The sequence below is a fragment of the Candidatus Magnetominusculus xianensis genome, from assembly GCA_001541255.1.
Taxonomy (GTDB): Bacteria; Nitrospirota; Thermodesulfovibrionia; order Thermodesulfovibrionales; family Magnetobacteriaceae; genus Magnetominusculus; species Magnetominusculus xianensis.
Window position 1 is genome coordinate 16,019 of the sequence record LNQR01000057.1, and the last position, 13,005, is coordinate 29,023.

General features: G+C 48.5%; 10 protein-coding genes. 1 reads left to right on the top strand and 9 read right to left on the bottom strand.

All coding sequences use genetic code 11. The features are described from left to right. Positions 1-59 precede the first annotated feature (59 nt). The gene (locus ASN18_RS07745; RefSeq protein ID WP_085052171.1) at positions 60-608 is read right to left on the bottom strand and encodes a hypothetical protein; all 549 of its coding nucleotides are present in this window, start codon (positions 606-608) and stop codon (positions 60-62) included. Positions 609-776: 168 nt separating this feature from the next. On the opposite strand from ASN18_RS07745, the gene ASN18_RS07750 reads away from it, so the two are divergent. Next, on the top strand, positions 777-1,193 hold the full coding sequence (locus ASN18_RS07750; protein WP_085052172.1) for an archease: 417 nt from the start codon (positions 777-779) through the stop codon (positions 1,191-1,193). Between the two features lie 118 nt (positions 1,194-1,311). On the opposite strand, the gene ASN18_RS07755 is transcribed toward ASN18_RS07750, so the two are convergent. The 8 genes from ASN18_RS07755 to ASN18_RS07790 are packed head-to-tail and all read right to left on the bottom strand — an operon-like array spanning position 1,312 to position 12,853. Continuing rightward, on the bottom strand, positions 1,312-2,715 hold the full coding sequence (locus ASN18_RS07755) for a c-type cytochrome (protein WP_085052173.1): 1,404 nt from the start codon (positions 2,713-2,715) through the stop codon (positions 1,312-1,314). Between the two features lie 52 nt (positions 2,716-2,767). Next, a complete protein-coding gene (locus ASN18_RS07760; protein ID WP_085052174.1) occupies positions 2,768-3,493 on the bottom strand; it encodes a TorD/DmsD family molecular chaperone in 726 nt (241 codons plus the stop codon). Then, positions 3,469-4,338 (bottom strand): ethylbenzene dehydrogenase-related protein, encoded by an 870-nt coding sequence (locus ASN18_RS07765; RefSeq protein WP_085052175.1) that lies wholly within the window; start codon positions 4,336-4,338, stop codon positions 3,469-3,471. The genes ASN18_RS07760 and ASN18_RS07765 overlap by 25 nt, the downstream gene beginning before the upstream one ends. A 21-nt stretch (positions 4,339-4,359) precedes the next feature. Further along, the gene (locus tag ASN18_RS07770) at positions 4,360-5,487 is read right to left on the bottom strand and encodes a 4Fe-4S dicluster domain-containing protein (RefSeq protein ID WP_085052199.1); all 1,128 of its coding nucleotides are present in this window, start codon (positions 5,485-5,487) and stop codon (positions 4,360-4,362) included. A 20-nt stretch (positions 5,488-5,507) separates the two neighbouring features. Beyond that, complete coding sequence (locus tag ASN18_RS07775) at positions 5,508-8,969, bottom strand: molybdopterin-dependent oxidoreductase (RefSeq protein ID WP_085052176.1); 3,462 nt, start codon at positions 8,967-8,969, stop codon at positions 5,508-5,510. 24 nt (positions 8,970-8,993) lie between these two features. Next, the gene (locus ASN18_RS07780) at positions 8,994-10,550 is read right to left on the bottom strand and encodes a cytochrome b N-terminal domain-containing protein (RefSeq protein ID WP_085052177.1); all 1,557 of its coding nucleotides are present in this window, start codon (positions 10,548-10,550) and stop codon (positions 8,994-8,996) included. Positions 10,551-10,563: 13 nt separating this feature from the next. Then, the gene (locus tag ASN18_RS07785) at positions 10,564-11,040 is read right to left on the bottom strand and encodes a QcrA and Rieske domain-containing protein (protein WP_085052178.1); all 477 of its coding nucleotides are present in this window, start codon (positions 11,038-11,040) and stop codon (positions 10,564-10,566) included. Then, positions 11,033-12,853, bottom strand: coding sequence for an FAD-dependent oxidoreductase (locus ASN18_RS07790; protein WP_085052179.1), 1,821 nt, complete (start codon positions 12,851-12,853; stop codon positions 11,033-11,035). The genes ASN18_RS07785 and ASN18_RS07790 overlap by 8 nt, the downstream gene beginning before the upstream one ends. Between the last annotated feature and the right edge of the window lie 152 nt (positions 12,854-13,005).

The following is a 13,005-nucleotide window of genomic DNA, read 5'->3' on the forward strand; positions in this document are numbered from 1 at the left end:
TCTAATTACCGTCGAAACAGTGCCGCTCCCTTTTTGTTGTGTAGTCATTGTACAAATGGTTAATACCCTATTACATTCTTTGTATTTCCAGGACCTGTAGTGCTGTCGTCCTCACAAATATAACCCACCAAATTGCGCTTAGGATACGTATTTCCCTGGAAGCAGGTCATTGGTAATGTCTTGCAATTGACGCCGGTGGAGCCGGTTGATGAAAAACGCAGCGTACCGCCATATGAGTTGGCCGTACCAGTGTCAGAAGAAAGGTCAACTACCTGAGTACCGGTGTCAACAGTTATGGCTTGAGCTTTGAAAGTAATGAGCTGTGTCTTGCCCTTTCCAACGTTATTAATCGATGGAAATGTCCTTGCTGTCTGTGATGCCTGGCTTGTTGCGTTTGCCATAACCGTAAATGTACTTGATGTAACATCATCAGTGGAAAAATTCGACAACATACAGTAGACTTCAGAGCCAGAGACTGTCGTCAAATATGGCATATAATAATAAACGTTAGTTGTCCCTTCGACAACACCCGTGCCGCTCATAAAAAAGGCAACAGACATACACATCGACATACACAGCGCCAAAACTAACACAAAAACTTTCTTCATATTTGCCCTCCGTAGTCTCTTTATAATTTATGGCATATGTCAACTGCCAGTATCGCAATTTACGATACTACCCATGCTAAATATACTATATACAGCACAATATTGTCAACAAAAAATTATGCGCCCCTCAAGTTGCGCAGCACCAGCATGAAATGTTAATTTACTGATATGGGGAACATTGAAATACTGGACGTATCCGGGGATTTAGGGATTAAGGTACTTGCCGCAAACCTTGAGGATGTGTTCAGCACAGCCGCAATTGGATTATATTCACTCACAACCGGCATAGACAGCATTGAGCCTTTAACTACGGTACAAGTAAACGTAACAGAGGATTCTGTCGAAAGACTTTTAGTCGCGTGGTTAAATGAACTAATCTATCTGCTTGATACGAACGGCTTTATTGGGAAGCAGGTAACACTTATGTCATTAGACGACCGGCATATCAGCGCAGAAATCATAGGTGAGAGCTTTAATCCTGAAAAACACGACAGCGGTTTCTTGATAAAGGCAGCGACATATCACAAGCTGCGGCTTGACAAGTCTGACCCTGGCTGGAGTGCCGAAATTATTTTTGACATCTGAGTCATTTGTTCGTAAAATTGTCGGTCACAATATTTTCATTTCAAACGCAACGACCCGCTTGCCCCCTTCTAGGGCTGCGCGGGTCATTGGCTTAAAACACTGCTATTCGCCGTTTAAATCACTTCTTTGTCGAAAGCGTCTTGACGAACGCCACTATGTCAGCGATGTTTTCGTCACTCAAACCGGCCCCGTCAACTCCAAACGCCGCCATGTGGGTGCCTTCCCTTCCATCTCTCAGCGTAATCGCAAGGAAATCCGTGCTTGCTCCTTTCTGTACGACGGGATTGCGCAAGTTAAGTCCTACACCACCCTCACCCTTTTTGCCGTGACAGCTTACGCAGCGTACCCTGTACAGCTCTTCACCGTGCTGCACGTCAGGCTTATACGGTCCGCAATCAAATCCCATAGAGGCAGAGGCAGGTTTATCCTGCATGATGTAATCAGTGATTTTATCAATCTGGTCATCTGTAAGACCAGCAGCAGCTGATTTCCATGCCGTCATCTGTGTCCCGGCGCGTCCCTCTTCTATTATTGTCTTAAGATACTTCTTGTCCACAGTCTTCAAAAATGAAGGATTTGAAATCGATGGGATAGTCCTCTTAAAGACCTCGTCATAGACACTGTCCTTACCGGTGTCATGACAGGAGCCGCAGTACATCTTGTACAAGTACTCACCGGTATTGGGGATATCCAATCCCTTCCCATGACGCCTGTACTTCTTTGGTATCTCTTCTGAGTGCAGCGACAGTATGTATGTCGTCAACTGGTCTGTCTCCAGGTCGGTAAAGTCTGACTTCATCTCGCTCGTGGCAACGACATTTCTTGGGTCGTCGAAATGTTCCTTCATCCACGCATAAACAGTTTTCTCGCCTGGGATGTTCTTCATCGGGAAATACGCCACCGGCTGTGAGCCTACGCCATCGAGGGCCTTTCCAATTACACCGCCAACACCCTCAAGTTTATGGCAACCCTTACAGCCGCGCTCTCTGAAAAGTACTTCACCGCCTGCCAGTTTGCTGCCGCCATTTGTCTTCAGCATCTCGGCGTCATGGCAGGAAGCACATGAACTCTCAATATATTTAAGCGGGAGTATAGGCAAATCCCAATGTGTGTCATGTCCAAGTCCGTGCGCATTTTTCATATCTACTGCCCTGCCCTGCCCGTTATGACAGACCGTGCATCCAAACTTGTCAGACGAATGGTCTTTCAGATATGGCCCGCTGTGTGTCTTTAACGGCAGCGGCATTTTTGCCATCGCGGGATTCTCAACGCCCAGATGACAGCTCGTACACCTGTCCACACGCTTCAGCCCGCCAAGATATATTTGTTTGACTTCAATATCCATTGACATGGCCGCCTTTTTAGCCTCGGCGTCCTTGGCATTAGCTATGGCAAGGTCCCTGTACTCAAGCTGGTATGGTTTCCACTCAGGCGACATCTCGCCCCGAATAAACATCAAAGTGAATACTATCAGCACCACTGCCGATAGGAATATCATCCATGAATAATATCTACCGTGCATAATCCTCCCTCTCTGTTATATAAAGTATTTTTTACTCCCTCTCCCAGCTCTCTCATACTTCACCCGACAATGGGCCGCAAGCCAGCGTATCACTTCTGACGCCGTTTAAGGCCTCTCTCGTTAAATCTTTGTTATAAACTGTCTTATCAAGACCATACCTTTCACACTCTAACGTGAGTACCGCTTCCACAATCTTTCCGAGGCTTTTATATAATCCTCCTCCTTCAAGACTCTCCAGCTGACGGCAATAAAAAAATCCCCATCTTGCAAGGTGGTCTTTCAAAAATTTTCCCTTCGCATCAACCACTATCTCCTCGTGTTCCTTCGAGTTAGTCTCTATGGCATAGATTTCCTTCGATGTCAAAAGCGCCATGAACTCAAGCTCTACTGAGATGTGGTCTACCATCTCCTTGTCATCAGAAGACTGATTGACACTTAATCCAAACGCCCTGTAAAAGCCGGCAATGTCAGCCAGCTCAAATGGCTTTCTCGATATTTTTTCTGTCAGATACTCTGTTTCGTATGGGGATATCTGGCCTCCTAAGTCAAAAAATGTCAAATAGTCAGACCTTACATCGCCAATTGACACCCCATTAAACTGCCCTGTGAAATCACTTACCATATCAAGCGTTTCACCCTCAAAGAGCGCCTCCCTCTCGGAAACTATCCTCTCTATCGCTGACCAGTGAGCCTCATTGGGATATGTTAGTCCTAATGAGGCTAACTTATACAGATATACCAATTCTTCCATCACTATTTCACCAACACTTCTGCCCATGCCGGAGACACTGCCTTACGCCCGCCGCTTTCTAAACGGTGACCTTCCCATATGGAAAATGCTACTGGTTTTTTCTCACCAGCCTTGAACTGTACGCTCTCCTTATCGGTTACTGTCATCGGTCTTCTCATAACAAGCGTCCATGTGCCGTTTTGCCACTGCGCATCTGCGGATGTGTTCTCAACAGGCTTAGTCTTTAAGGTGCTGGGTCCCTCTGCCGAGGCCTCTTCTACTATCTCCTTGTGAGCGACGGACAAGGGATTGGCAGCCGCCCTGCCGGGTATAAACATATCCTTCTGAACCTGCGTCTTTTCCGTACCCACGCCAGAGACCTTATAGTCAAAGGTGTACATATCTATCGTCATATTCGGATATGCCGTGTTTACTGTTTGAACCCCATCGGTCTGGTCTTTTGACCTCCATGCCCTCCAGTATAAAATATGCACTGGCTTTTTTGGCTCACCCATAAAATACTCTGGCAGCGGCTCGGATGCAACAGGAAATTGTATCGCCGCAGCATCTGAAAAATTCGCTATCCTCACCAAATCATCCTTTGTATCGTCTTTCCATGTCAGCCGAAACGCGATGTACTTGCCGTCGTTTACAGACTGGACTTGCACCTCTTTCACTCCCACTTCCTTTGGTTTTGGCTCAACTAGAAACTGCCTCTGAAGCGGCTGCTTGTACGCCGCAACCCCCTTCCATACCTCGTCGCTTATGCCGACCTTTGAGATATCCACATCCTTGTGAAACGAGGTTATCTCGACAAAGGCCTTGTCTTTACCATACGCACCCTGCACGAATGCAAGCACTATTACTAACACTAAAAATATCTTTTTTCTCATCGTCTTAGCCTCCAAATCCTCTTAAGGTGTATTTTGCCTGTATACTTTAAGCTTTTGATCGAAAAACTCCCTCACATACATAGGCTCCGTTACGGGTACCTTCACTATCTCGTTACCTTTGTCGTCATAACCGTATGCAAGCTTCTCGTCAACCTTAAACGAAGAGAGGGTTTTTTCCATACTGCCGAATAAGACCAGCAGTCCCTTAAGAGCCTGGTCGTTGGGTATATTCTTGTACATCTTGACAGCATTGCCAACGCCTGGGCCAAACATCTGCTCCATATATGACAGCGGTGCGTGAATTGGCGGTATAAAGTATATGTTCGGCTCAGTGCCAAACTGTGGATACAGCGGCAGCGCCAGCTTCCTCACATGTACAAGATAGTCTATCGGATTGTCCTTGTTCGCCTTATCAGGTGTACTCAGATACCCGTGTAGCCTTATCCTTCCGATACAGTTAGTCACGCACTGCGACATCTGACCCTGTTCCATCTTCGGATAACACCCTATACACTTCTCGCTTATCCTCGTCTCGACATTAAACATCGGCTTTTTATATGGACACGCGCGTACACACTCCCTGTAACCACGGCAGCGTGACTGGTCTATTAGGACGATGCCGTCTTCCGGCCTCTTGTAAATCGCCTTTCTTGGGCAGGCCGCCACACATGCAGGATACGTACAGTGGGCACATGTCCGGGGAAGATAGTACATCCATATCCTGTGGGGCAAGGTAAGCCAGTCGCCCTTGTTCACAGAGCCGGCTATCTCGTCCTCGCCAATGTTTGGATGTGACCAGTCCTCGTCTACGGGTATGTGCTGAAGGATTTTCTCATCCTTCTCTGACGCTTCGTACAAGGTCTTGCCTGTGTATTTCTCCCCCTGCCATTCCTGTACACCAAGCTTGGCCAGAATGCCCATGTCCCAGCCTACCGGATAGCCGCCGTAGGGTTTTGTCTCAACATTGTTCCAGAACATATATTCCTGGCCTTTGCCTGACGTCCACGTAGTCTTACATGCCAGCGAACACGTCTGACAGGCTATGCACTTATTCAGGTCAAAGACCATAGCCCATTGTTTCTTCGGCCTGACCTGCGGATATACATATGACGCATTCCTGCCTAATTGCCAGTTAAATACCTTTCTCATTTGCATCGAGGCTGCTCTCCTTATTTTTTAGTGACTATAAATTTTCCATTTATAAACGCCATCATGGCTTCGCTTTCCATAGTAGGGCGTATACCGCTCTTTACCGGCCTCCACGGACCCTTACCATCTATGCCGCCGTCTTCGGCCTTCAGAATCGTAACAAAGCCTTCCCTCGGCGCGCCATCTGCGCAGTGTATATCAGGTTCAAACCCCTTTCCTATTGTCTGACCAAACATTTCCTTATGCACAAGAGAGTCTGTCAGAAGTGTCGGTCTCAGCCATGCGCGTGTTGTACTCTGGTGGCTTCCATAGCGGAACATCGCCTGATAATTTGACTCAGGGTTTTTAGCAAGACCGTCCGGTCTGGTCTCGTGTCCCTTGACGCTCCCTATAGTTGCAGGATAGACATTGTGCCACATCCTCGTTACCCCGCGCGGCGTACCAGGATAGTAACGAGCGCGACAGAGAATCCTTGCGACCTTATAATACTCGTCAGTCTTTTTTGCCCCCCTGTATGGACGATCCTCGGGGTCAGCATCAATATGAACATAGTCGCCGTCGTTTACGCCTATCTCTTTTGCGTCCAACGGGTTTATATCGACATACATCTCTGTTACATATGGAATTCTCTTGTCCCGTCTGTACATATCGGCAAACGGTCCAAACCACACGGCAACCAAATCGGTGTCCGACGGCGTCGTATGCGCGCCGTGACGGTATTTAGGCGTATGCAGGATAAACTTATAGCCCTTGCTCATCAGCGGATGCTTTGTCTGCATCAGCTCCTCTCCTGACTTTTGTATATTTCTTACCTGTCTTGTATCTGTTGAAAGGTCATTTGACGAAAAACCCCAGTCTTCAGGCTTTTTCGGCCTTATGGCGGTATGTTTCTTGCCGACAATTACGTTCGGTTCATAAAATGTCGCATCTATCGGCTCCCTGTAAACAATCATGTTTTCGCCGTGCTGTATCCACTCGTCTTCATGGCGGTAGAACTCAAGCCTGCCGGATTTTGTATAATACGGCGTACCTTCGTGAACCTGCTCATAACTGGAGATTCTTGGATATGTACGGCAGTTCATCAGGGCAGGTTTACCGTTTTTGGCGTCCTCCTCAAGCTTCTGTATCGTATTTCCGGCAAGATTGGCCGAGGCATTTATTATCCTCTGGGAGTAAACTTCCATCTTGTCTTCGGTTACAAACTTCCAGTGGTCGGCAAACCTCTTGTCGTTTAACTGTTTTCCCAACGCTATGGCAATCCCGGCAAGGATATCGACATCGGGCTTTGTATCAAATATCCTCGGAAGCGGCGTCCTCGGATATACCTGCAGAAATGGATTCGTACAGGAGGCTGTAAAATCATACTTCTTAAACTCAGCAGGTGAGTCGCAGCCATACACTATGTCGGCATACTCACACGAGGCAGTCCACCAATACTCCGCCACTGTTATCATCTCAAAACCCTTCAACGTATTGAATACGACGTCATAGTGGCCCTTGGCATTTCCTATCAGCGAGTTAGAGTTATTTATCATCATTACCTTTGACGGTGTGTTCAGATGGGTCTTTCCGGCAAACAAATGCCCGCCTACTCGCAGCGTCCTGTCGCCGTAGTTAAAATAGTGCGCGGATTCGTACTTGAGTAATTTCTTGAGCCTCGGCTTTTTAGCAGGGTCAAGCTCCTGGTCGAATGGGTTTTCCATTACATACATACCCATGCCGCCTATTAACGCCCCCCTGAAGTTACCTGCATAGCTTCCGACGTTGCCGCCAGGGTAGCCGAGGTTCCTTGTCAGCGCACTTAAATAGAATATCGCCCTGTCCTTTAAGTCGTTGTTAAAGAACTGGTTAGTCCCCATACCGGTTGTAAATAAAGTCTGCTCTTTGTTGGCGGCAATCTGCCTGGCAAGGGATATAATTGCTTCCTTCGGTGCCCATGTTATAGTTTGCGCCTGTTCTGGTGTATAGTTTTCGTTGATATATTCCTTCATAAGATCAAATACTGGGCGTACCTGTATCTTCTTTCCATCTATCGTTGTAATGTCGAACTGCCCTTCGAGTGCCGGGTCTGCCGGCATCTGGTCGCCAAATTCATCTCTGCTGATGCCCGCAGGTCCGTTTTTCTTAGCATCCCACACAACGAAATCCTGCCACTCGTTAAACAGGGCCTCTGTTATGTACTGGTCTCCCTGTTCTTTTACCATTGGGGCCTTTTCGTCCTTACCCATGACTTTGGTCTTTCTTGCCGCGTTCTTTCTCTTATAGCCTGGGATTACATCCTCTGGACGCAAGAGCTTAAGGTTGTCAAGCCTGACGAGAAACGGCAGATCTGTATTTTTCTTTACGTTATTGGCGTCATAGAGGTTTTCCTTTATGATTACCTGTGCAAGGCTCAACGTAAATGCAGGGTCAGTGCCGGGTCTTATTACTATTACCTCATCGGCGCGGCACGCCGTAGCAGGGTACTCCACAGTTATTACCACGACCTTTGAGCCTTTCAAGCGTGCCTCTGTCATCCAATGGGCATCCGGCATCTTCGTCGTTATCCAGTTCAAGCCCCATACGAGGATGAGCTTTGATCTTTCCACAGCAAACAGCTCAAACTCATTGGTCTGCGCACCGGTAACCATAGGGTGTCCGGGCGGGAGGTCTGTGTGCCACGTATAACTGTCCCAGCCGCGCGCCCCTACAGCGTCTTCCGGCTTGACTTTTCTCACCTTTTCATCCAGCAGGGCCAGCATATTGGCGAATCTGTAGTATCCAAAGATTCTAGTAGCGCCAAGCAGCGCCATGCCCCCTCTCAGCTTCATGGTCTGCACCCCTGCCCCGTGTGTCGCGTCCACAACGGCGGGGTCATAACCCTGTTTTGTCAGATACTTCGTCCCCTGCTCACCCGAATATGCCTCAGCGATGTTGCGCAGGGCCTTAGCCGTTATGTCATAGACCTCGTCCCATCCAATCTTCAGCCACTTGTCATCGCCGCGCTTCATATATTCAACCGGCGGTTTCCCCGTTTCCTTGTCACGCGGGAAGCCCTTGTCAACCCAGTCCTTAAAGCCCTTTCTTATCATAGCGCTCTTGACGCGCCTGTCGCCGTAGAGCCTCCTTACCAGACCGACGCCCTTTTGGCATATGCGCGGGTCCCAGCGGTGCGAGGCCTTATTGCCATATAAGTCAGTCGCTTCACCATACTTATAAGACGGGCCTATCCTTGTTACAACACCATTTTTCACGTGTGCCTTCAGCAGGCAGTTGTGTGTATCATTGGGGGCACAGAGGAAGTGGAAGTTGCTGTCCTCTTGGTATATGTTTCTGAAAATCTTCTCCCAATCCCTGTTGGGGTAACTCTCAAGCGGGTTTTGCGCGGTCTGATCTAAAAGCCCAAGCACGTTAACATTCACACCTGCCAGCATCAACCCGCCACCGGCAAACGTCAGAAACTGCCGACGTGTTATCTGTCCTTTTTTCTCGTTGTCACTCATATATTACACTCTCCTGTTAATTTTTTAGTGCGCTGGCCACTGGCTCTTTGACCAGTAAAATGCCCAGTTCGGCCCTCTGAGTTCAGTCCCTATATAGGTCAGTATCAGGTAACTAAGCAAAAACATCGTAAACAGGGCTATAGCGCCCATTCTCGTTGAGCCTGTCCTGCCGGTTACAAATAACGCCCACAGAATCATGAACCCTACCCAAATCACCCCTGGATTTATAAAGGTTATCACTATCTGCGGTATGTCCGGCCACCATGTCCTAAACCAGCCAAAGGCTATAACAGCTGCCATAAGACCAACCAGTACGATTGTCCCTACAATAAGGGCCTCAATAGCAACACCCTTTCCCTGCTTCCCCGAAAACCATATGCCGACCTTGTCCTTCTCTCTATCCAAAAACGGTATCAGCGCTAACCCTAACAGCGCAATTGTGGGAAGCCCCACACCACCCATAAAGGCAGAGTATGAGAGCAGCTCCTGCAGCCCCAGAAAATACCACGGCGCCTTTGCCGGGTTTTCTGGTATCATCGGATTGGCCAGCTCCTTTAACGGTGCGTCAATATAGTACGAATAGGCAATTACACCGGCCATGCAGAGCATAAACACCGCCGCCTCCGCAATCAGCAGATTCGGCCAGCTTAACACAGAATGCTCTACGTCTATGTTTACTGCCGGGGTCTTCCCCTTTGCCAGTTCCATCAACCCGTAGGTCTTGTTAGGGGTAAAGATTCCACCCTTTTTATCTGGCGCTATCACATATTGAATATCATCATACTTCGGTGCATAGTTCACCGGCTTCGTCAAGCCGCCGTCTTTTCTGATTCTCCAGAAGTGTACGCCGATGATTACCAGAAGAATAACCGGCAGGAACACCACATGCAGCAGATAGACCCTGGTCAGGGCCTCCTTACCGGGCTTCAGACCGGCCAGAAAGAGTTCCTTTGAGAAGCTGCCTACGTCAAAATACTTGGTCAAGCCCAAAGAGTCTGTAAGCTCCTTGGGCGATTGCATGATGTTTGACACAATCACCAACGCCCAGTACGACAACTGGTCCCACGGCAGCAAATATCCCGAGAGATTTAACATGAATGTCAAACCAAGCAGCACTACGCCGACAAGCCAGTTAAACTCACGCCCGCTCTTATACGAGTTGGTATAAAACACCCTCGCCATGTGTAAGAACACAAACACTATCATACCCTCACCGGCCCATTTATGCGCATTCCTTATGAGCCTGCCCGCGAAAACGACGAAATTTATATCCTTTACGCTGTTATATGCGTTTTCAAGCGATGGATTGTAATAAACCATGAGGGCAACGCCAGAGCCGACCGTTATCAGGCACAAAAACATTGATATAAGCCCCATACCAAGTGTATAGCCAGGCCTCAATGAGTTTATGTGCGTCTTTACGCTGTGGATATGCAGGAAAAAATTGTTGACCATTATAGCAGCCCTTGACATATCGGACGTGGGCTTGCCGGCCCTGAAGAATGACCCTGCAAACGAACACCAAATAGATTTCAGGTTATCTGCCAGTACGCCTATACCTGAATTTCTTGATTCACTCATTGTCCCTCCAAAATCATGCGATTTTAAATATTGTCCCAGCCGAAACTTCTTTTGCCGTGTCAACCTCGAGGCTTCCGTCAACACTGCGGCTAATCTGAAGCCACGGCAGAGCCCTTGGCGCCGGTCCGCCGACTACCTTGCCATCTTTATTGAATTTCGAGCCGTGGCACGGGCAGTCAAAACCTGCCTCAGTCAACGTCACCAGACATCCCAGATGGGTACATACGCAGGATATGGCATACAGCCCATCCTCACTGGAAAATACAAATACGCCTTTTTCGTCAAACTTGGTCACTACACCCACGGGGAAGTTGTCCGCTGCCCCAATTTTAAACTTTGTTGACTCCTCATACGCCACCTTTGGCTTTAAAAACCTGAACAATCCCGCAAACACAGCAGCCAGAGACAAAAATGCAGCCCCTATTGCCGCCACGTTTATAAACTCCCGCCTTGTTATAACCGTGTCCTTATGCTGAGCCTCACTACTCATCGACTAAAACCTCCTTAAATGAAAATCGCTCCATCGTTATCGCATCAACAGGACAACGTTTCGCACACAGGCTGCACCTTATGCACCTGTCTTCGTCTTTAACTATTGCGCTGCCAAACCCCAACGGCTCCTTCCCATACCTTGCCTTGTATAGCGCTGAGAGTGTCTCGCTGTCTCTGATTCTATCCAGAGAGATGAGCTTCAGACAGTACTCCGGGCATACGTCGGCACATCCGCCGCAAAGTATGCACTTGTTGCCGTCAAATATCGTATTGACTGCACAGTTTAAACACCTCTGACCCTGAACCTCTGCCTGGTCTTTGGCGTAGCCCACCTCAACCAGCGTAAATACATCGTTAAGCCTTGATTTTGACTCAACGGCGCTTGTCTCAGCCCGCTGAATCTTCTCATAATCCCACGACTGCGCTGCCACATTCCCAGGGACTATAGCGTGCATTTCACTGACTTTAAGTTCAGGTTTGGCTGCACTTATATACTCGTGTATCGCCATCGCTGCCGTCTTGCCAGAGGCCACGGCGTCAATTATCAGCTTAGGCCCGTATGCCAAATCCCCCGCTATGAAAAGCCCGGGCAGCGTCGTTGATACCTTGTCTTCTTTTACACTGATAGTCCCGCGCTGCGTCATCGCCACATCAAGGCCGCAGTTGTCCAAAAATGAAAGGTCATAGGCCTGCCCAACAGAAAAGAATATCGTATCGGCCTCAATTGTTATCTTGTCCTCCTCGTCGTATCTGGGGCTAAAGCGTCCTTCCGGGTCGAATATAGAAATTACCTTTTTAAAGGTCACTGACCTTGCAACCCCGGCTCCGTCTATGTTTATCTTATCAGGGCCAAAACTGTTTATCCTCTCAACACCTTCCTCTTCGCCCTCTTCTACTTCTACCCTGTCGGCAAGCATCTTACCTTCAGGCTCGATACAGACCAGCGTTACCGCAGCAACGCCTTTTTGCCTGATTGCCGTCCTTGCCACGTCATACGCCACGTTGCCGCCTCCGATTACAACTACCTTCGGGCCGATCTTCACCGCCTTGCCCGTAAATACATCCCTCAGAAAGTCCACGCCCCCGCTTACTCCAGCGGCATTACAATGCTCAAGCGGCAGCACCCTTGATTTCTTCGCCCCTACAGCCAGAAGCACTGCGGCAGACTCATCATATAATGTCTTCAACTGTACATCCTTGCCTACCTGCACACCGCACTTAATCTCCGCCCCAAGCGACTTTATTACATCTATCTCTGCCTGCAAAAGTTCCCGCGGCAGCCTGTATGGCGGTACGCCAACGGCACACATCCCTCCGGCAATCTTCTCCATCTCATAAATCACCGGCTTGTAGCCCATCAGGGCAAGCTCATGCGCGCAGGCAAGCCCTGCCGGCCCGCCCCCTATTATTGACACCGGCTTGTCCGTCTCTGCGGCTATCCCTATTATGCCGCATCCCTCATCTTTTAATTTGTTAAGGAGCGCCCCCTTGTACTGGGGAGCATCCTTTTTTACGGCCTCTACGCCGTATTTCTCGGTGACAAACCTCTTTAGCGCCCTTATTGAAACTGCCGCATCTATGCTTCCCCGTCTGCACGCAAGTTCACATGGGGCAGCGCATACCCTGCCGCAGATAGACGCCAATGGGTTTGGTATCCTTGCTATCCAGTATGCCTGCTCATAGTCGCCCTCGGCAATTGCCTTGACATACCCCCTTGAGTCCGTGTTTACAGGACAACCGGTCTGGCACTTAATGTTCTGTCTCCAGTACTTGTAGTCTGGAATTACTACCTTATATGGCTTCTCAGACATGGTCAACCTCACTGTTTTCGATTATGTAAACATTTCTTACCTGTCATTCGCAGTAACTTATATCACTATCATTTAAATCATTATAAATTATTTTTCTCATTACTATAAAAAATCTGTTCCCCGTTGACAGGCTGTAATACTTGGTGATTTAC

Coding starts and splice junctions, on each gene's coding strand:
- ASN18_RS07745 (WP_085052171.1), bottom strand. CDS start 608: ATGAAGAAAGTTTTTGTGTTAGTTTTGGCGCTGTGTATGTCGATGTGT.
- ASN18_RS07750 (WP_085052172.1), top strand. CDS start 777: ATGGGGAACATTGAAATACTGGACGTATCCGGGGATTTAGGGATTAAG.
- ASN18_RS07755 (WP_085052173.1), bottom strand. CDS start 2,715: ATGCACGGTAGATATTATTCATGGATGATATTCCTATCGGCAGTGGTG.
- ASN18_RS07760 (WP_085052174.1), bottom strand. CDS start 3,493: ATGGGCAGAAGTGTTGGTGAAATAGTGATGGAAGAATTGGTATATCTG.
- ASN18_RS07765 (WP_085052175.1), bottom strand. CDS start 4,338: ATGAGAAAAAAGATATTTTTAGTGTTAGTAATAGTGCTTGCATTCGTG.
- ASN18_RS07770 (WP_085052199.1), bottom strand. CDS start 5,487: ATGAGAAAGGTATTTAACTGGCAATTAGGCAGGAATGCGTCATATGTA.
- ASN18_RS07775 (WP_085052176.1), bottom strand. CDS start 8,969: ATGAGTGACAACGAGAAAAAAGGACAGATAACACGTCGGCAGTTTCTG.
- ASN18_RS07780 (WP_085052177.1), bottom strand. CDS start 10,550: ATGAGTGAATCAAGAAATTCAGGTATAGGCGTACTGGCAGATAACCTG.
- ASN18_RS07785 (WP_085052178.1), bottom strand. CDS start 11,040: ATGAGTAGTGAGGCTCAGCATAAGGACACGGTTATAACAAGGCGGGAG.
- ASN18_RS07790 (WP_085052179.1), bottom strand. CDS start 12,853: ATGTCTGAGAAGCCATATAAGGTAGTAATTCCAGACTACAAGTACTGG.